The organism is Rhodococcus sp. S3, from assembly GCF_058211795.1.
Map to the genome: position 1 here is coordinate 3,109,444 of NZ_CM177074.1, position 18,797 is coordinate 3,128,240.

The 18,797-nt window shown below is 68.8% G+C and carries 17 protein-coding genes; 11 read left to right on the forward strand and 6 right to left on the reverse strand.

All coding sequences use genetic code 11. From position 1 onward, the window contains the following. The first annotated feature begins 203 nt into the window (after positions 1-203). Positions 204-2,129, forward strand: coding sequence for an asparagine synthase (glutamine-hydrolyzing) (gene asnB / locus AC0LPE_RS14535; protein ID WP_106199390.1), 1,926 nt, complete (start codon positions 204-206; stop codon positions 2,127-2,129). Positions 2,130-2,202: 73 nt separating this feature from the next. On the opposite strand, the gene AC0LPE_RS14540 is transcribed toward asnB, so the two are convergent. Both AC0LPE_RS14540 and AC0LPE_RS14545 read right to left on the reverse strand, forming a co-directional pair. Continuing rightward, positions 2,203-3,177, reverse strand: a complete 975-nt coding sequence (locus tag AC0LPE_RS14540; RefSeq protein ID WP_088897267.1) for a carbohydrate kinase family protein — start codon at positions 3,175-3,177, stop codon at positions 2,203-2,205. Positions 3,178-3,311: 134 nt separating this feature from the next. Continuing rightward, positions 3,312-3,662 carry a HesB/IscA family protein gene (locus AC0LPE_RS14545; protein ID WP_006554400.1) on the reverse strand — a complete coding sequence of 117 codons (351 nt, stop codon included), beginning with the start codon at positions 3,660-3,662 and terminating at the stop codon, positions 3,312-3,314. Positions 3,663-3,803: 141 nt separating this feature from the next. Here AC0LPE_RS14545 and AC0LPE_RS14550 point away from each other — a divergent pair, with 141 nt between their 5' ends. Next, on the forward strand, positions 3,804-4,478 hold the full coding sequence (locus tag AC0LPE_RS14550) for a DUF3043 domain-containing protein (RefSeq protein WP_088897266.1): 675 nt from the start codon (positions 3,804-3,806) through the stop codon (positions 4,476-4,478). Between the two features lie 13 nt (positions 4,479-4,491). Here the strand turns inward: AC0LPE_RS14550 and AC0LPE_RS14555 are convergent, their stop codons facing one another. Then, entirely contained in the window at positions 4,492-4,725 is a 234-nt protein-coding gene (locus AC0LPE_RS14555; protein WP_016693857.1) for a hypothetical protein, read from the reverse strand. Positions 4,726-4,848: 123 nt separating this feature from the next. Between AC0LPE_RS14555 and cobT the strand changes: the two genes are divergently transcribed. Together cobT and AC0LPE_RS14565 are read left to right on the forward strand one after the other, a co-directional pair. After that, positions 4,849-5,940 carry a nicotinate-nucleotide--dimethylbenzimidazole phosphoribosyltransferase gene (gene cobT, locus AC0LPE_RS14560; protein WP_490604730.1) on the forward strand — a complete coding sequence of 364 codons (1,092 nt, stop codon included), beginning with the start codon at positions 4,849-4,851 and terminating at the stop codon, positions 5,938-5,940. Continuing rightward, the gene (locus tag AC0LPE_RS14565) at positions 5,940-6,704 is read left to right on the forward strand and encodes an adenosylcobinamide-GDP ribazoletransferase (RefSeq protein WP_490604731.1); all 765 of its coding nucleotides are present in this window, start codon (positions 5,940-5,942) and stop codon (positions 6,702-6,704) included. Before cobT ends, AC0LPE_RS14565 begins: the two co-directional genes overlap by 1 nt. 76 nt (positions 6,705-6,780) lie before the next feature. On the opposite strand, the gene AC0LPE_RS14570 is transcribed toward AC0LPE_RS14565, so the two are convergent. Further along, positions 6,781-7,887, reverse strand: coding sequence for a branched-chain amino acid aminotransferase (locus AC0LPE_RS14570; RefSeq protein ID WP_490604732.1), 1,107 nt, complete (start codon positions 7,885-7,887; stop codon positions 6,781-6,783). 32 nt (positions 7,888-7,919) lie between these two features. Continuing rightward, complete coding sequence (gene gcvT / locus AC0LPE_RS14575) at positions 7,920-9,020, reverse strand: glycine cleavage system aminomethyltransferase GcvT (RefSeq protein WP_088897262.1); 1,101 nt, start codon at positions 9,018-9,020, stop codon at positions 7,920-7,922. Positions 9,021-9,175: 155 nt separating this feature from the next. Between gcvT and AC0LPE_RS14580 the strand changes: the two genes are divergently transcribed. From AC0LPE_RS14580 to AC0LPE_RS14600, 5 genes are all read left to right on the forward strand, one after another. Continuing rightward, positions 9,176-10,687 carry a leucyl aminopeptidase gene (locus tag AC0LPE_RS14580; RefSeq protein WP_160875714.1) on the forward strand — a complete coding sequence of 504 codons (1,512 nt, stop codon included), beginning with the start codon at positions 9,176-9,178 and terminating at the stop codon, positions 10,685-10,687. A gap of 297 nt (positions 10,688-10,984) precedes the next feature. Continuing rightward, positions 10,985-13,099, forward strand: a complete 2,115-nt coding sequence (gene sucB, locus AC0LPE_RS14585) for a 2-oxoglutarate dehydrogenase, E2 component, dihydrolipoamide succinyltransferase (RefSeq protein WP_490604733.1) — start codon at positions 10,985-10,987, stop codon at positions 13,097-13,099. A gap of 127 nt (positions 13,100-13,226) precedes the next feature. Further along, a complete protein-coding gene (lipB, locus tag AC0LPE_RS14590) occupies positions 13,227-14,006 on the forward strand; it encodes a lipoyl(octanoyl) transferase LipB (protein ID WP_016694975.1) in 780 nt (259 codons plus the stop codon). Between the two features lie 54 nt (positions 14,007-14,060). After that, positions 14,061-15,071, forward strand: coding sequence for a lipoyl synthase (lipA, locus tag AC0LPE_RS14595; protein ID WP_024101310.1), 1,011 nt, complete (start codon positions 14,061-14,063; stop codon positions 15,069-15,071). Between the two features lie 83 nt (positions 15,072-15,154). After that, on the forward strand, positions 15,155-15,895 hold the full coding sequence (locus AC0LPE_RS14600) for a DUF4191 domain-containing protein (protein ID WP_490604734.1): 741 nt from the start codon (positions 15,155-15,157) through the stop codon (positions 15,893-15,895). Between the two features lie 79 nt (positions 15,896-15,974). Here the strand turns inward: AC0LPE_RS14600 and AC0LPE_RS14605 are convergent, their stop codons facing one another. After that, positions 15,975-16,451 carry an RDD family protein gene (locus tag AC0LPE_RS14605; RefSeq protein WP_016694972.1) on the reverse strand — a complete coding sequence of 159 codons (477 nt, stop codon included), beginning with the start codon at positions 16,449-16,451 and terminating at the stop codon, positions 15,975-15,977. A 210-nt stretch (positions 16,452-16,661) separates the two neighbouring features. On the opposite strand from AC0LPE_RS14605, the gene glnA reads away from it, so the two are divergent. Together glnA and AC0LPE_RS14615 are read left to right on the forward strand one after the other, a co-directional pair. Continuing rightward, positions 16,662-18,098, forward strand: a complete 1,437-nt coding sequence (glnA, locus tag AC0LPE_RS14610; protein ID WP_016694971.1) for a type I glutamate--ammonia ligase — start codon at positions 16,662-16,664, stop codon at positions 18,096-18,098. A gap of 276 nt (positions 18,099-18,374) precedes the next feature. Then, positions 18,375-18,764: a Fur family transcriptional regulator gene (locus AC0LPE_RS14615; protein ID WP_016694970.1), complete on the forward strand. Its 390-nt coding sequence runs from the start codon at positions 18,375-18,377 to the stop codon at positions 18,762-18,764. The last annotated feature ends 33 nt before the right edge of the window (positions 18,765-18,797 follow it).

Sequence of the window (18,797 nt, forward strand, 5' to 3'; positions counted from 1 at the left end):
GTCGGTTTTCTCCTGTCGGACGAGTGATCATCGGTGGCGCCCGGGCGCGGCTGCCCGGTGTCGACCGTCTGCGGCATACTTCGGTAGAACGAACGCCGGACCCCGAGTGGTAGTTCCCGGTGTCATGCGCGGTGCGGTGTCCCGCGCTGGGCACCCACCGGGGTTCTTCGCGACACCCCCGACCGGAATGAGGTAACCCACGCGTGTGCGGATTGCTCGGGTTTCTGACCACTGACGGCACCAGCGACGACGCCGTCGCGAAGGTGGACTCCGCGATGCACTGCCTGCGCCATCGCGGCCCCGACGAGCACGGCACCTGGCACGACGCCGACCTCGTCTTCGGATTCAACCGGTTGTCGATCATCGACATCGCGCACTCGCATCAGCCGCTGCGCTGGGGCCCGCCGGAGCAGCCCGACCGCTACGCGCTGACCTTCAACGGTGAGATCTACAACTATCTCGAACTGCGCAAGGAACTCACCGAGACCTTCGGCACCTCCTTCGCGACCGAGGGCGACAGCGAGGCGATCGTCGCGGCCTACCACCACTGGGGCGTGCGCGCCGTCCAGCGCCTGCGGGGCATGTTCGCCTTCGCGATCTGGGACACGCACACCCGCGAGCTGTTCGTCGCCCGCGACCAGTTCGGCATCAAGCCGCTGTTCCTCGCGACCGGTACCGGCGGTACGGCCTTCGGCAGCGAGAAGAAGAGCCTGCTCGAGCTCGCCGACGTGATCGGCATCGACACCGAGCTCGATCCCCGTGCGATCGAGCACTACACGGTGCTGCAGTACGTTCCCGAGCCCGAGACGCTGCACCGGCGGATCCGCCGCCTCGAATCGGGCTGCTACGCGCGCATCACGCCCGGCGCCGAGCCCGAGATCACGCGCTACTTCCACCCCACCTTCCCGGTCCGGCCGTTCGCGGCCGGCCGCGAGCAGGATCGCTATCGCGAGATCGCCGAGGCCCTCGAGGACTCGGTGGCCAAGCACATGCGAGCCGACGTGACCGTCGGGTCGTTCCTCTCCGGTGGCATCGACTCCACGGCCATCGCCGCGCTGGCGATGCGCCACAACCCGAAGCTCATCACCTTCACCGCCGGTTTCGAGCGGGAGGGCTACTCCGAGGTCGACGTCGCCGCGGAGTCGGCCGCCGCGATCGGTGCCCGGCACGTGGTGCGGGTGGTCTCCCCCAGCGAGTTCGCCGCGGCCATCCCGGAGATCATCTGGTATCTCGACGATCCGGTGGCCGATCCGGCGCTCGTGCCGCTGTGGTTCATCGCCCGCGAGGCGCGCAAGCACGTCAAGGTCGTGCTGTCCGGTGAGGGTGCCGACGAGCTGTTCGGCGGTTACACGATCTACCGCGAGCCACTGTCGCTGCGTCCGTTCGAGTTCCTGCCGCCGGCGCTGCGGCGGGCCGCCGGAAAGCTGTCGGAGCGGATCCCGGAGGGCACGCGCGGCAAGAGCCTGCTGCACCGTGGCTCGATGACGCTCGAGGAGCGCTACTACGGCAACGCCCGCAGCTTCAACGACGCGCAGCTGCGCTCGGTGCTGCGCGACTTCCGTCCGGAGTGGACGCATCAGGACGTCACCGCGCCGATCTACGCGCAGTCGGCGGGCTGGGATCCGGTGGCGCGGATGCAACATCTCGACCTGTTCACGTGGCTGCGCGGCGACATCCTCGTCAAGGCCGACAAGATGACGATGGCGAACTCGCTCGAGCTGCGCGTGCCGTTCCTGGACTCCGAGGTGTTCCGGGTGGCGTCGCAGGTTCCGCTGGAGCAGAAGATCACCAAACAGACGACCAAGTACGCGCTGCGGCAGGCGTTGGAGGGCATCGTCCCGCCGCACGTGCTGCACCGCGCGAAGCTGGGCTTCCCGGTGCCGTTGCGGCACTGGCTGGCCGGCACGGAGCTGTTCGACTGGGCGCACGAGGTGATCGCCGAGTCGCAGACCGACCACCTGCTCGACAAGGCCGCGGTGGCGAAGATGCTCGACGAGCACCGCACCGGCCCGATCGATCACAGCCGCCGCTTGTGGACGGTGCTGTGCTTCATGATCTGGCACGGCATCTTCGTGGAGAAGCGCATCGTGCCGCAGATCCAGGAGCCGGCCTACCCGGTCGAGATCTGACGGTCACGACGAGACACGGCCGCGAGCTCCCCTACCGGGTGCTCGCGGCCGTTCGTCGTTCCGGGGCCGGCGATCAGGCGCCGAGGACCGCGCCGATCTCGTCGGCTGCCGCGGTGCCGTAGGCGTCGGCGAGACGCTTGAGGGCATCGGTGCGGTCGAAGGTCCATTCCTGGGTGCCGGTGGTCTCGAGGACGTGCACCGCGACCAGCGAGCCCAGCTGCGCGGCCCGTTCGATGCTCAGACCGGAGCGGTGGCCGAGCAGGAAGCCGGCGCGGAAGGCGTCGCCCACACCGGTGGGGTCGACCTTGGCGCGCTCGGGAACCACACCGACCTGCACCTGGTTGCCGTCGCGGTCGACGATCTTCGCGCCGTCGCCGCCGAGGGTGGTGATGCGCATGCCGACCTTCGCCTGCACCTCGTCCTCGCTGAGACCGGTCTTCTGCAGCAGCAGACCCCACTCGTACTCGTTGGTGAACAGGTATTCGGCGCCGTCGATGAGCTGCTCGGTCTGCTGTCCGTCCAGGCGGGCGAGCTGCTGGGACGGATCGGCGACGAACGGGACGCCGAGCCGGCGGCACTCCTCGGTGTGCCGGATCATCGCGTCGGGGTCGTTGGCGCCCACGAGCACGAGGTCGACGCCGTGCTTGTTCACCACGTCGCCGATGGAGATCTCGCGGGCCTCGGACATCGCACCGGGGTAGAACGAGGCGATCTGCGCCATGTCCAGGTCGGTGGTGCACACGAAGCGGGCGGTGTGGGCGGTCTGGGAGATCCGCACCGACGAGCAGTCGACGCCGTGGTCCTCGAGCCACGTGCGGTACTCGGTGAAGTCGGCACCGACGGCGCCGACGAGTACCGGCGTTCCGCCCAGGACACCCATCGCGAAGGCGATGTTGCCGCCCACTCCGCCGCGCCGGACGACGAGGTCGTCGACGAGGAAGCTCAAGGAGATGTGCGCGAGCTGGTCGGCGAGCAGCTGCTCGGCGAACCGGCCGGGGAAGCGCATGAGGTGGTCGGTGGCGATGGAGCCGGTCACGGCGATGGTCACGTGGCTGAGCCTTTCCGCGGATGTCGATGGTGTGGCTGCTCACACGGAGAGCCGTAGCGGTCCCACGGTACTACCGCGGAAACGACGGAACCCCGGCGCCGTGAAGCGCCGGGGTTCCGAAGTGCGTCCTCAGCTCAGTTGAACGAGTCGCCGCAGGCGCACGACCCCGTGGCATTCGGGTTGTCGATGGTGAAGCCCTGCTTCTCGATGGTGTCGACGAAGTCGATCGACGCACCCTCGACGTACGGCGCGCTCATCCGGTCGACGGCGAGCGTCACACCGGCGAATTCCTTCGTGAGGTCTCCGTCCAGCGTGCGGTCGTCGAAGAACAGCTGGTACCGCAGACCGGCACAGCCTCCGGGCTGCACGGCGATACGCAGTGCGAGGTCGTCACGGCCCTCCTGATCGAGCAGTGCCTTCGCCTTCGCAGCGGCGGCCTCGGTCAGGATGACGCCGTGAGTATCGGTCTCTTGCTGCACAGTCATGGGCGCTCCCTGTCGTTCGTGTCGAAACCCGATGGTTCAACGGTACCGCGCCGGAATCTATTCCTCGTGGACGAGTTGCGCCGAGCGTGGTATGGCGTGCGGAATTTCCCGCTTCTCTCCACTATCCCATAGCCTGGTGGTGTGAAGTTGCTACGCCGCGGTGGTTCCGACGACTCCGCCGATCACCAGGTTCCTGCGACCGAGGACTCCCCGGCCGCGACTCCCGACGATTCCGCGTCCGCGAAGACGACGACCGGTAAGGGGCGTCCGACGCCGAAGCGGCGCGACGCCGAGAACCGTCGTCGCGGTCCCGTCGCTCCTGCTCCCCTGACTGCGAAGGAAGCACGCGAGCGCCGCAAGGCCGCGCGCAAGTCGCAGAGCAAGGAGGAACGCAAGGCGGCCGCCGCGCAGCGTCGCGCCGACGCGTCCGAGCGCCGCAACCGGATGCTCGCGGGTGAGGAGAAGTACCTGCTCCCCCGCGACCGCGGCCCGGTGCGCGCCTATGTGCGCGACATCGTCGACAGCCGGCGCAATCTCGTCGGTCTGTTCATGCCGCTCGCGCTCGTGCTCATCATGTCGATGTTCCTCGGACCGGTGGTGCAGCAGTACGTCACGCTCGCGATGTTCGTGATGATGTTCCTGATGATCATCGAGGGCATCTACCTCGGGCGCATGGTCAACAAGAAGGCGCGTGAGCGCTTCCCGGATTCGACGGACGGCGGCTTCGGGCTCGGCTGGTACGCCTTCGTGCGCGCCTCCCAGATCAAGAAGCTGCGTGCCCCGCTCCCCCGGGTCGGCCCGGGCGACGCCGTCTGACCTTCCAGCGACCTCAGTTGTGAGGCGCACCGCACACGACCGGCGGTAGCCGCCGGATCTCGGCCGCGGCCTGCATGTCCTGCGACATGCGGTGCCGCGGCCGAGTCGTCCGTGCGGGGCGTTCCCAGTGGAACCGCCAGGGTGCGCGCCGGACCCAGGCCGGCGCGGGAGCGGTCCGCCGGCGGAGCACCTCGAGACCGACGACCAGGGTGGACAGAACCACGACGGTGACTGTGAGTTCGATCATGCTTCGATCCTCCGACCGAACTCGTTCGCCCGACAGTGGCAGCAATGACGCACAACGTCGGATTTCTGCCAGACCGGGCGATTGATAGCGTTCTCGCGTGAAGATCCGTCCGAGAGGTGACCTGTGACCAGCGGTTCCGATTCCCCCGCCGACGTCGAGTTCCCGCGCGTCGACCTACCCGATCTCGAAGCACGCGTCGCCGCCGAGGAACGCCAGCGAGATCTGACGAAACCCGCCGGCTCACTCGGACGGCTCGAGGAACTCGGGTGCTGGGTCGCCGCCTGCCAGGGCGAGGTCCCGCCCCATCCCTTCCGCCGACCGCGGGTCGTGGTCTTCGCAGGTGACCACGGCGTCGCACGCAACGGGGTCTCGGCCTATCCGCCGGAGGTCACCGCGCAGATGGTCGCGAACCTGTCCGCAGGGGGCGCCGCCGTGAACGTGCTCGCCGCCGCCGCAGGCGCAGGAGTGCGGGTCGTCGACATGGCAGTCGAGAGCGACACCTCCCCCGAGGTGTCCGAGTTCAAGATCCGTCGCTCGAGCGGCAGCATCGACCGCGAGGACGCACTGACACACGACGAGACGGTCCGCGCGATCGAGGCCGGCCGTGCGTTCGCCGACCGCGAGGTCGACGAAGGTGCCGATCTGCTCGTCGCGGGCGATATGGGAATCGGGAACACCACTCCTGCAACCGTTCTCATCGCCACCCTTACCGCCACCGAACCCGTGGCCGCGGTCGGCCGCGGCACCGGCGTCGACGACGCGGGGTGGATGCGCAAGGTCACCGCGATCCGCGACGCCATGTGGCGGGCGCGGCCCCACGTACGCAATCCCGTCGCCCTGCTGCGCACCGCCGGTGGCGCGGACTTCGCCGCGATGGCGGGATTCCTCGCGCAGGCCGCGGTCCGCCGGACGCCGGTGATCCTCGACGGAGTCGTCGTCACCGCCGCCGCGATGGTCGCCGAGGAACTCGCACCCGGCGCGGCACGCTGGTGGGTGTCCGGTCACCGGTCGGCCGAACCCGCCCACGCCATCGCGCTGCGTCATCTCCGACTCGAACCGATCGTCGACCTCGGCATGCGCCTCGGCGAAGGATCGGGAGCCGTGACGGCGCTGCCGGTACTGCAGGGTGCGGTCGCGATCCTCGCGCAGATGGCCACCTTCTCCGAGGCGGGCGTGAGCACCCGCGACGAGAGCGCTCCGGCGACCGCGGACTGATGATCCGCGCCTGGATCGGCGGGGTCGCGCTGGCCCTGTCGTGGTTGACGGTCCTGCCCGCGCGAGGCCCGTCGGAGATCGACCGGACGGTCGCCGGACGTGCGATCTCCGCGGCGCCGATCGCCGGTGCCGTACTCGCCGCCGCGACCACGGCCGTCTGCCTGGTCGGTTCCGCCGTCGGGACGCCACCACTGGTGACGGGCCTGGTGTGTGTCGGGGTGCTGGCGGTCGGCACCCGGGGAATGCACGTCGACGGGCTGAGCGACACCGCCGACGGTCTCGGTTGCTACGGCCCGCCCGAGCGGGCGCGCGAGGTGATGCACAGCGGCGGCGCGGGTCCCTTCGGTGTCGCGGCGCTCGTCGTCGTCCTCGGTCTGCAGGCCGCCTCGTTCGGCGCGCTCGCCGACACCGACGCGTGGTGGGCGGTCGCGTTCGCAGTCTTCTCGGGACGTGTGGCCGTGGTCCTCGCGTGCCGGCGCGGTGTCCCGGCCGCGCCCGGCAGCGGCTTCGGCTCGCTCGTGGCAGGCACACAGGGCGTCGTGCCGATCGCGGTGTGGACGGTGGCCGCGGTGGCACTGTCGCTCGTGTGCCTGCCCGGTCCGCTCTGGGCGGGACCGCTCGTCGTCACGGTGGTACTGGTCGTCGCGGTGCTCTTCGCCCGGCACTGCGTCGCGCGCTTCGGCGGCATGAACGGCGACGTGCTCGGCGCAGTCACCGAGGGCACGGTCGCCGCCGTCGCGGTGGCAGCGTCGGGGCTCCTCTAGATCGCACTGCGTCCGGAAACGACGAAGGGGTGCTGCCGGAATCGGCAGCACCCCTTCGTCGTCGTTCGTGGCTACGTCACTTGCGCAGCGTCGTCATCCACCCGTGGGTGTCGGCGAAGGTACCGCGCTGGATGCCGGTCAGGGTGTCGCGCAGGGCCATCGTGATGGGGCCGGGCTCGCCGTCGGCGATGGTGAACTCGCCGTCCTTGTCCTTGACGCTGCCGACCGGCGTGATGACCGCGGCGGTACCGCACGCGAACACCTCGGTGATCTCACCGCTGCCGGCCTTCTCACGCCACTCGTCGGTGCTGATGCGCCGCTCCTCGACCGAGAGACCGGAGTCCTTGGCGAGGGTGAGCAGCGAGTCGCGGGTGATGCCGGGCAGCAGCGAGCCGGACAGCTCCGGGGTGACCAGACGCGCGTCGGCACCCGACCCGTACACGAAGTACAGGTTCATGCCGCCCATCTCCTCGACGTACTTGCGCTCGATGGCGTCGAGCCAGACCACCTGGTCGCAGCCTTGCTCGGCGGCATGCGCCTGCGCGACGAGCGAAGCCGCGTAGTTGCCGGCGAACTTCGCGGCACCGGTGCCGCCCGGGGAGGCGCGCACGTACTCGCGGGAGAGCCACACGTTGACGGGCTTCACGCCGCGCGGGAAGTAGGCACCCGCCGGGGACGCGATGACGAGGAACTTGTACTCCTTCGCGGGCCGCACGCCGAGAGCCGGCTCGGTCGCGAACGCGAACGGACGCAGGTAGAGAGAATCCTCACCGCCGGCGGCGGGAACCCACTCGTTGTCGACCTCGACCAACTCGGTGATCGCCTTCACGAACAGCTCCGGCGGCAGGTACGGCATCGCGAGCCGCTCCGCGGACCGGTTCATGCGCGCGGCATTGGCGTTCACGCGGAACGACGCGATGCTGCCGTCGGCCTGGCGGTAGGCCTTGAGACCCTCGAAGATCGCCTGCCCGTAGTGCAGGACCATCGCGGCCGGGTCGAGCGGGATCGGCGCGTACGGCTCGACTTTCGCGTCGTGCCAGCCGATTCCGTCGGTGTAGGTGATCGACACCATGTGATCGGTGAAGTGCTGCCCGAATCCGGGATTCGACAGAATCTCCTGTCGCCGCTCCGCAGAGCTCGGTGAAGGATGCTGGACGCGGGCGAATTCGAGGACACCTGTCATGGAGGACAATGGTACAACCGCCCGCAAAACCATTATCTGGTGTGGTCCTCGACGAACGGCGGAGCCACCACTTCGGCACGCAGCGATCGTCCGCGCACATCCACGGTCACTTCGTCGCCCGGTTCGAGTCCGGCGGAGGTGTCGAGCAGCGCGAGGGCGATACCGATCTTGAGGGTCGGAGAGAAGGTGCCCGAGGTGGTCCGCCCGACCTCGTCGCCGTCGCGACGCACGGTCAGATCCTGACGCAGGACGCCGCGGTCGAGTGCCCGCAGGCCCCACAGTTTCCGCGCCGGGCCCGTCTCCTTCTCGCGGAGCAGGGCGTCGCGACCCCAGAACTGCGGCTTCTTCCAGCCCACGGCCCAGCCGACCCGCGCCTCGAGCGGGGAGATGTCGACCGAGAGCTCGTGCCCGTGCAGCGCGTAGCCCATCTCGGTGCGCAGGGTGTCGCGGGCGCCGAGACCGGCGGCCTGACCACCCTGGGCGCGGACGGCGTCGAGCAGGGCACGGAAGACGCGTTCGGCGTCGTCCCAGCGCGGCAGCACCTCGTAGCCGCGTTCACCGGTGTACCCGCTACGGCACACGCGCACCGGAGCACCCTCGTACTCGGCGTCGGCGAAGCCCATGTAGGCGATGTCGGTGGGCAGGCCGAGCGCCTCGAGGACCTCGACGGACTTCGGCCCCTGGACGGCGAACACCGCGTGGTCGCGATGCTGGTTCGTCACTGTGACGTCCGCCGGCGCCGCGGCGGACAGCGCCTCGACGACCGCCGCGGTGTTGGCCGCGTTCGGAACGAGGAAGAGTTCGTCGTCGGAGACGTGGTAGACGATCAGGTCGTCGACGACACCGCCGTTCTCGGTGCAGCACAGCGTGTACTGCGCCTTGCCGGGACCGATGCGGGTGAGGTCGTTGCTGAGCGTGGTGTCGAGGAACTCGGCCGCACCCGGTCCGGCGACGAGCGCCTTGCCCAGGTGGCTGACGTCGAACAGTCCCACGTTCTCGCGCACGGCCGTGTGCTCGGCGACCGTCCCGGCGTAGGAGACCGGCATCTCCCAGCCGCCGAACGGAGCGAAGGTCGCACCGAGTTCGACGTGCACGGTGTGGATGGGGCCCTGCTTCAGTTCCTCGTCGCTCATGGCGTACGACGCTATCCCACCGCCACCGTGTCCGACAGCGACGCCGGGCGTCGTTGTCATTAGGGTCGATGGCATCGAGGCGATTCCCCTCGCACCGAACGACGCCGCAAGAGAACGACTCGCTCGTTCCCGACCAAGCTCCAAGGAGATGCCCTGTGAGTGCACCCACTCCCGATCTTCCCGAACTCGTTCTCGCCGGTTCGGTTTCCAAACGAGCCGATGTCCTGGTGATCGGCGTGACCTCGTCCGACGGCACCCCGGAGATCCTCGCGGGCGACGCCCCGATCGACGAGGCGGTACTCGGCGAACTGCTCGACTCCCTGGTCGCCGTGGGCGCGAAGGGCCGCGGCGAGGAACTCACCCGCGTGCCGGCCCCTGCCTCCCTGCCCGTGGCGAGCGTGCTCGCCGTCGGTCTCGGCGACGCCGACAAGATCGACGCCGAGCAGGTCCGCCGCTCCGCCGGGACCGCGGCACGCGCACTGACGGGTGTGGAGACGGTCGCGACCACACTGTCCGCCGTCGACCTCGGGGCCGCGGCGGAGGGCTTCGCGCTCGGCGCCTACACCTACACCGAGTTCCGGTCGGAGAAGTCCGCCCCCAAGGAGGACGCACGGCCGGTCGCGCGGGTGGAGCTGCTCGTGCCGTCGACCCGCGACCGCGCGGCGAAAGCGGCGCTCACCCGCTCCGTCGCGATCGCCGAGGCCGTCGCGACGGCCCGCGAGTTCGTGAACACCCCGCCGAGCCACCTGTTCCCGGCCGAGTTCGCCGAGCGCGCGAAGGCACTCGGTGAGGCCGCCGGCCTGAAGGTCGAGATCCTCGACGAGAAGGCGCTCGAGAAGAAGGGCTTCGGCGGCATCGTCGGCGTCGGCAAGGGCTCGTCGCGTCCCCCGCGCCTCGTCCGTCTGTCCTACTCGTCGAAGAAGCGCAAGGCCCCGAAGGTCGCGCTCGTGGGCAAGGGCATCACCTTCGACACCGGCGGCATCTCCATCAAGCCCGCCGCCGGCATGGAGGCGATGACCTCCGACATGGCCGGCGCCGCCGCGGTCGTCGCGACCGTCGTGCTCGCCGCGAAGCTCGGTGTCGCCGCCGACGTCACCGCGACCGTGCCGATGGCCGAGAACATGCCGTCGTCGACCGCGCAGCGTCCGGGCGACGTGCTGACCCAGTACGGCGGCACCACCGTCGAGGTCATCAACACCGACGCCGAGGGTCGCCTGATCCTCGCCGACGCCATCGTGCGTGCGTGCGAGGACGATCCCGACTACCTCATCGACACCGCGACCCTCACCGGCGCGCAGATGGTCGCCCTCGGCACCCGGACGCCGGGCGTCATGGGTCACGACGAGTTCCGCGACCGCGTGGCCGCGCTGTCCCAGGAGGTCGGCGAGAACGGCTGGGCGATGCCCTTCCCGAAGGAACTGCGCGGTGATCTCGAGTCCCGCGTCGCCGACCTCGCGAACGTCTCCCCGCACCGGTGGGGCGGCATGCTCACGGCCGGCATCTTCCTGAAGGAGTTCGTCGCCGAGGGTGTGCAGTGGGCGCACATCGACGTCGCCGGCCCGGCCTTCAACACCGGCGGACCGTTCGGTTACGTCGGCAAGGGCGGCACCGGCGTGCCCGTGCGCACGATGCTCGCCGTGATCGAGGACGTCGCCGCCAACGGATGATCTCCCGCACCGGTCCTCTCGCCTACGGGCCCGCCCGGGCAAGGGAGAGGACCGGTGTGATCGGCAACAGCGGAACCCACGGTGTGAGGTGATCCGCCCCTCCCCGAACATCACCGAAAGATAGGTGCAAGGATGGGAGGGGCCATGCCCCGCCGGTATCGGCCCGACCGAACACGTGAACCAGCAGGCACGGGGTTCCCGCCCCGCGCACAATGGTCAACGACCACACAATGGTCGGCGACCACGAGTCGGTACAACTCAACACACACGAACACAACCGTCGAGGAGTCAACAGACATGGCCTTCTCCGTCCAGATGCCAGCGCTTGGTGAGAGCGTCACCGAGGGAACTGTCACGCGATGGCTCAAGCAGGAAGGAGACACGGTCGAAGTCGACGAGCCCCTGCTCGAAGTCTCCACGGACAAGGTCGACACCGAGATCCCGTCGCCTGCAGCCGGCGTGCTGGTCAAGATCGTCGCCCAGGAGGACGACACGGTCGAGATCGGTGGCGAACTGGCCGTGATCGGTGACGCCGGTGAGGAAGCCGGCGGAGATTCCGCACCCGCCGCCGAAGAGGCGCCGGCCGAGGAGGCTCCCGCGGAGGAGCCCGCAGCGGAGTCCGCTCCCGCGCAGCCCGCATCCTCGGGTGGCAGCGGCGAAGGCACCCCGGTCACCATGCCGGCACTGGGCGAGTCGGTCACCGAAGGCACCGTCACCCGGTGGCTCAAGGCCGTCGGCGACGAGGTCGCCGTGGACGAGCCGCTCCTCGAGGTCTCCACCGACAAGGTCGACACCGAGATCCCCTCCCCGGTCGCCGGCATCCTCACCGAGATCTCCGCGCAGGAGGACGAGACCGTCGAGGTCGGCGGACAGCTCGCCGTCATCGGCGGTGGCGCCCCCGCCGAGCAGTCCGCGCCCGCCGAAGAGGCGCCGGCAACCGAGCCCACCACCGAGCCGTCCGAGGAGGCCGCTCCGGCGCCGTCCGAGCCCGCACAGCCCGCATCCTCGGGTGGTGGCGGCGAGGGCACCCCGGTCACCATGCCGGCACTGGGCGAGTCGGTCACCGAAGGCACCGTCACCCGGTGGCTCAAGGCCGTCGGTGACGAGGTCGCCGTGGACGAGCCGCTCCTCGAGGTCTCCACCGACAAGGTCGACACCGAGATCCCGTCCCCCGTCGCCGGCATCCTCACCGAGATCTCCGCGCAGGAGGACGAGACCGTCGAGGTCGGCGGACAGCTCGCCGTCATCGGCAGCGAGGCCCCGGCCCAGCAGTCCGCTCCGGCCGAGGAGACGCCCGCGCCGAAGCAGGAGGCTCCGAAGCAGGAAGCTCCCAAGCAGGAGGCTCCGGCGCAGAAGCCCGCCGCCCAGCAGCAGGCCCCGAAGGTGGAGCAGGCCACCCCGGCTCCCGCACCGAAGCCGGTCGGGACCGCGGCGACGACGCCGAAGCCCGCGCCTCAGGAGGAGTCCACCCCGAGCGGTGCGACCCCGTACGTCACCCCGCTCGTGCGCAAGCTCGCCTCGCAGCACGGCGTCGACCTGTCGACGGTCAAGGGCACCGGTGTCGGTGGCCGCATCCGCAAGCAGGACGTCCTCGCCGCCGCCGAGGGCGGCAAGGCCGCCGGTGGCGAGCAGCAGAAGCCTGCCGCTGCGGCCGGTCCGGCTCCGGGTGTCCGTCCCGAGCTCGCCAAGCTGCGCGGAACGACCCAGAAGGTCAACCGCATCCGCCAGATCACGGCGAAGAAGACCCTCGAGTCGCTGCAGACCACCGCGCAGCTCACCCAGACCTTCGAGGTCGACGTCACCAAGATCGCCCAGTTGCGGGCCCAGGCGAAGAAGACGTTCTCCGAGCGCGAGGGCGTCAACCTCACCTTCCTGCCGTTCTTCGCCAAGGCCGTCGTCGAGGCGCTGCGCGCGCACCCGAACGTCAACGCCTCCTTCGACGACGGCAAGAAGGAGATCACCTACCACGCGGCCGAGCACCTCGGCATCGCGGTGGACACCGAGCAGGGGCTGCTCTCCCCGGTGATCCACAACGCCGGCGACCTGTCGCTGGCCGAGCTCGCCCGCGCGATCGCCGACATCGCCGAGCGTGCCCGCAAGGGTGGTCTCAAGCCCGATGAGCTGGCCGGTGGCACCTTCACCATCACCAATATCGGTAGCCAGGGCGCATTGTTCGACACCCCGATCCTCGTGCCGCCGCAGGCCGCGATGCTCGGAACCGGCGCGATCGTCAAGCGTCCGGTCGTGGTGATCGACGAGACCGGCAACGAGTCCATCGGCGTCCGCTCGATGTGCTACCTGCCGCTGACCTACGATCACCGCCTGATCGACGGTGCCGACGCGGGCCGCTTCCTCAAGACGATCAAGCATCGTCTCGAGGAGGGCGCGTTCGAGGCCGATCTGGGACTGTAGGTTCCGGATCCGGACTGTCCGTCCGGACGACCTCCGACGGGGGCATCACCGCTGCGGTGATGCCCCCGTCGGCGTCCGCGCCACAGCGGGTGCCCTCCCCCTGCGGTGCGGCGTAGAGTTCAGGAACATGAGTGATCCCTCGTCTTCCGCCCGTTCCGATTCGGCTCCCGTCGCCGTCGCACGTCTCGGAACCATCGGTTATCTCGAGGCCTGGGAGAGGCAGCGCGAACTCGCGAACGAGCGCGCCGACGGCATCGGCGCCGACACCCTGCTGTTGCTCGAACACCCGCCCGTCTACACGGCCGGGCGCCGCACCGAGGACGGCGACCGCCCCACCGACGGCACGCCCGTCATCGATGTCGACCGCGGCGGCAAGATCACCTGGCACGGCCCCGGACAGCTCGTCGGCTACCCCATCGTCAAGCTCGCCGAGCCGATCGACGTGGTCGGCTACGTGCGTCGCATCGAGCAGGGTCTGATCCGCGTCTGTACCGACATGGGCCTGACCTGCGGCCGCGTCGAGGGACGCTCCGGCGTCTGGCTCCCCGCCGAGTTGCGCGACGGGCACTGGCTCCCCGAACGCAAGATCGCCGCGATCGGCATCCGGGTGCAGCGTGGTGTCGCCATGCACGGCTTCGCACTCAACTGCAATTCGGCTCTCGACGCGTTCGACTCGATCGTCCCGTGCGGCATCCGCGACGCCGGAGTCGCGTCGCTCACCGGCGAACTCGGCCGGGAGGTCACCGTCGACGACGTGATCCCCGCCGTCACCGAGGCCGTCATCGCTGCTCTCGACGGCCGAATCCCCGTGACCGAGTGCGACATCGAGCGCGTGACCTTCGAGCAGGCGGTCGGGACGTCCGGAATTCCCACCACCACCCCGGAATTCACGACGCACCGGTTCTGAGGGGCGGTCGCACCCGCCGGGTCCGGGCGGGACCGGCGGCGTACGATCGAGTGCGTGACTGTGGCCCCAGAAGGACGCAAGCTGCTGCGGATCGAGACCCGAAACGCGCAGACGCCGATCGAACGCAAACCCAACTGGATCAAGACCCGGGCGAAGATGGGCCCGGAGTACACCGACCTCAAGGGCCTGGTGCGACGCGAAGGTCTGCACACGGTCTGTGAGGAAGCCGGTTGTCCCAACATCTACGAGTGCTGGGAAGACCGCGAGGCGACATTCCTCATCGGTGGCGAGCAGTGCACCCGTCGCTGCGACTTCTGCCAGATCGACACCGGTAAGCCCGCCGCGCTCGACCGCGACGAGCCGCGCCGTGTCGCCGAGTCGGTCCGCTCGATGGGACTGCGCTACTCCACGATCACCGGCGTCGCCCGCGACGATCTGCCCGACGGCGGCGCATGGCTGTACGCCGAGACAGTGAAGCAGATCCACGCGCTCAATCCGGGCACCGGCGTCGAGAACCTCATCCCCGACTTCAACGGCAAGCCCGACCTGCTGCAGGAAGTCTTCGAGTCGCGTCCCGAGGTGCTCGCCCACAACGTCGAGACCGTGCCGCGGATCTTCAAGCGCATCCGTCCGGCCTTCCGCTACGAGCGGTCGCTCGACGTCATCCGGCAGGCCCGCGATTTCGGACTGGTCACCAAGTCCAACCTCATCCTCGGCATGGGCGAGACCCCCGAGGAGGTCACCGAAGCGCTGCACGACCTGCACGACGCCGGCTGCGACATCATCACGATCACCCAGTACCTGCGGCCCTCCCCGCTCCACCATCCGGTCGAGCGCTGGGTCAAGCCGCAGGAGTTCGTCGATCACTCCGAGACCGCCCGCGAGATCGGGTTCGCCGGTGTGATGGCCGGGCCGCTGGTGCGTTCGTCGTACCGCGCCGGTCGCCTGTACGCGCAGGCGATGGCCCACCACGGACGCGAACTTCCCGCCGACCAGGCGCATCTCGCCGAGGAGGGCACGGCGTCCCAGGAAGCCGGCGCCGTTCTCGCGCGCTTCGGCAACTGACCTCGCGCCGCGCGTCGCGGCAGGTCCTCGGGCGGCCCCGGTGGTGGTAAACGTGCCATCACCGGGGCCGTATCCTTGAGTACATGGCGAAGGGCAGCAAGACCGACAAGGAAGCGAAGGCCGCGGCGAAGGCCGCACGCAAGCAGGCGTCGAAGGAGCGTCGAACCCAGCTGTGGCAGGCGTTCCAGATCCAGCGCAAGGAGGACAAGGCACTCCTGCCGTGGATGATCGGTGCCCTCGTCGGTTCGATCGTGGTGTTCTTCCTCGTCGGCCTGATCTTCGACATCCAGTGGTTCCTGCTGCCGGTCGGCATCCTCGTCGGCGTCCTGTTGGCCTTCATCATCTTCGGGCGCCGCGTGCAGAAGAGCGTGTACTCGAAGGCCGACGGCCAGGCCGGTGCGGCCGCGTGGGCGCTCGACAACCTGCAGGGCGCATGGCGCGTGAGCCAGGCGGTCGCGGGCACCACCCAGCTCGACGCCGTGCACCGCGTCATCGGACGCCCCGGCATCATCCTCGTCGGTGAGGGCAACCCCGGTCGCGTGAAGGGCCTGATGGCCCAGGAGAAGAAGCGGGTCGCGCGTCTCGTCGGCGACACCCCGATCTACGAGTTCGTCGTCGGCAACGAGGAGGGCCAGATCCAGCTCTCCCAGCTGCAGAAGCGTCTGAACAAGCTGCCCCGCAACATCGACACCAAGCGGATGGACACCATCGAGGGTCGTCTGTCGGCGCTGAGCACGAAGAAGTCCGGGCCGGCCATGCCCAAGGGCCCGCTTCCCGCCGGCGCGAAGATGCGCAGCGTGCAGCGCACCATGCGTCGCCGCTGATCTGCCGAACTACACCGAAGGCCGCCTCTCGTCCCGGGGACGAAGGCGGCCTTCGGTGTGTGCGGAGAGTTTCCGGAGGTCAGCGCGAACGCACGACCGCGGTGCCCGTGGCGCGATCCTGGAGACCGCGACCGTCGATGTCGGTGACGAGCGCCGGCGCGATGAACACCAGCAGCACCTGACGTGCGAGCGCGCGCACGATGCCGACCCGCACGGGGGCGTCCACCCGCACGACCTGCAGCCCGGCGACGAACTGGCCGGGGGTGAACGAGAACAGGCTCACGCATCCCACGCCTACCACGAACCAGATGATGAGGGTGTACGACGACAGCAACGGACTCTCGAGCGGGTTGCCGCCGACGAGGCCGGCGGCGATCGCCATGGACATGAACCAGTCGACCGCGAGGGCGAGGACCCGGCGGACGGTGGGCACCATGGAGCCGGGGCCGTGTTCGGGGAGGCCGAGCAGCTGCCCGGGATAGTCCTGCTCCTGCTGGAGACCTTTGGGAAGCGCCGCAGCAGGCCCGGAAAGCCAACTGCCCGTCATGCGTGCCATGGCACCAGGATAAGCTCTCATGGGCGGACCGGCGTCGACCCGTGTTGGCAGTGGTGACTTATACCACCTTTTCGACCTCACAGCAGGACGAAAGCATGTGTAACACCCGCGAAACATAGGCTTGATGGACGGGCAACACCAGATCCATAACGTCTGATCCGACGCAGGCGCCCAGCACCCATGGCGCGCACCGACTGAAGGAGCACAAGCGTGGCGTTCACCACGGCCGAAGAGGTCATCAAGTACATCGCGGAAGAGAACGTCGAGTACGTCGATATCCGCTTCACGGACCTGCCCGGCATCGAACAGCACTTCTCGATCCCGGCGAAGGCGTTCAACGAGGACGTCTTCGAGGACGGCCTGGCATTCGACGGATCCTCCGTGCGGGGTTTCCAGTCCATCCACGAGTCGGACATGCTCCTGCTCCCCGATGTGACGACCGCCCGCATCGACCCCTTCCGTGCCGCCAAGACCCTGAACGTCAGCTTCTTCGTCCACGATCCGTTCACCCGCGAGTCCTACAGCCGCGACCCCCGCAACGTCGCGCGTAAGGCCGAGGAGTACCTGGTCAGCACCGGCATCGCCGACACCGCCTTCTTCGGTGCCGAGGCCGAGTTCTACATCTTCGACTCCGTCTCCTACGACTCGAAGATGAACGGCGCGTTCTACGAGCTCGACTCGATCTCCGGCTCGTGGAACACCGGCGCCGAGTACAACGCCGACGGCACCCCGAACCGTGGTTACAAGGTCCGCCCGAAGGGTGGCTACTTCCCCGTCGCTCCGTACGACCACTACGTCGACCTGCGCGACGAGATCTCCACCAACCTGCAGCTCGCCGGCTTCGAGCTCGAGCGCGGCCACCACGAGGTGGGCACCGGCGGCCAGGCCGAGATCAACTACAAGTTCAACACGCTGCTCTCCGCAGCCGACGACCTGCAGCTGTTCAAGTACATCGTCAAGAACACGGCGTGGAAGGCCGGCAAGACCGCCACCTTCATGCCGAAGCCGCTCTTCGGCGACAACGGCTCGGGCATGCACGTGCACCAGTCGCTGTGGAAGGACGGCAAGCCGCTGTTCCACGACGAGTCCGGCTACGCGGGTCTGTCCGACCTCGCCCGCTGGTACATCGGCGGCATCCTGCACCACGCGCCGTCGCTGCTCGCCTTCACGAACCCGACGATCAACTCGTACCACCGCCTGGTGCCGGGTTACGAGGCTCCGATCAACCTCGTGTACAGCCAGCGCAACCGTTCGGCCGCCGTGCGTATCCCGATCACGGGCAACAACCCGAAGGCCAAGCGCCTCGAGTTCCGCGCTCCCGACTCCTCGGGTAACCCCTACCTGAACTTCGCGGCGCAGATGATGGCCGGCCTCGACGGCATCAAGAACAAGATCGAGCCGCTCGCTCCGGTCGACAAGGACCTCTACGAGCTCCCGCCGGAGGAGGCCAAGAACATCCCGCAGGCTCCCACCAGCCTGTCGGCCGTGATCGACAACCTCGAGCGCGACCACGAGTACCTCACCGAGGGCGGCGTCTTCACCACCGACCTCATCGAGACCTGGATCTCGCTCAAGCGCGAGCAGGAGATCGCTCCGGTCAACCTGCGCCCGCACCCCTACGAGTTCCAGCTGTACTTCGACTGCTGAGTCGAGTCCGGTAAGCACTCTTCGAGAGGCCGTTCGTCCCTTCCGGGACGGGCGGCCTCTCGCCTTGTCTGCGCCCCTTCCGCTCCGGCATCCTCGCGCGCCGAAACGGGGTTCGCCCCTGCTGCAGCAGCAGCAAGCCCCGGTTCGGCGCGCGAGAATCGTTTGTTCGTCATCGAATCCGGCGAAATCGCGACCGATTCCAGAAAAGTGGTCCATAGTGGGCACGTGCCCTCGACGCGGGATTTCTCCGAGCGGTTACGCGCAGCCGGTCTTCGCGTGACCCGACAGCGTCTGGCGGTGCTCGATGCGGCGCACGAGCACCCGCACGCCGATGCCGATCGCATCTTCGAAGCGGTCGGCGCCGTCGTTCCCGGCATCGGCCGGCACACCGTGTACGACATCCTCCACGCTCTCTCGGCACACGGTCTGCTCCGACGAATCCAGCCCGCAGGTTTCCACGCGCGGTACGAGGTGCGTGTCGGCGACAGCCATCACCACCTCGTCTGCCGGTCCTGCGCCGCGATCTCGGATGTCGACCACACCATCGGCGACTCGCGTTGCCTGTCTCCGGTGGACGACGCAGGTTTCGACGTCGACGAGGCGGACGTCGTCTTCTGGGGCCTGTGCCGCGACTGTTCGACAGACGATCCACGACAACAGCCCTGAATCGGTCCGATCGACCCTGATCCGGAAGGAAAC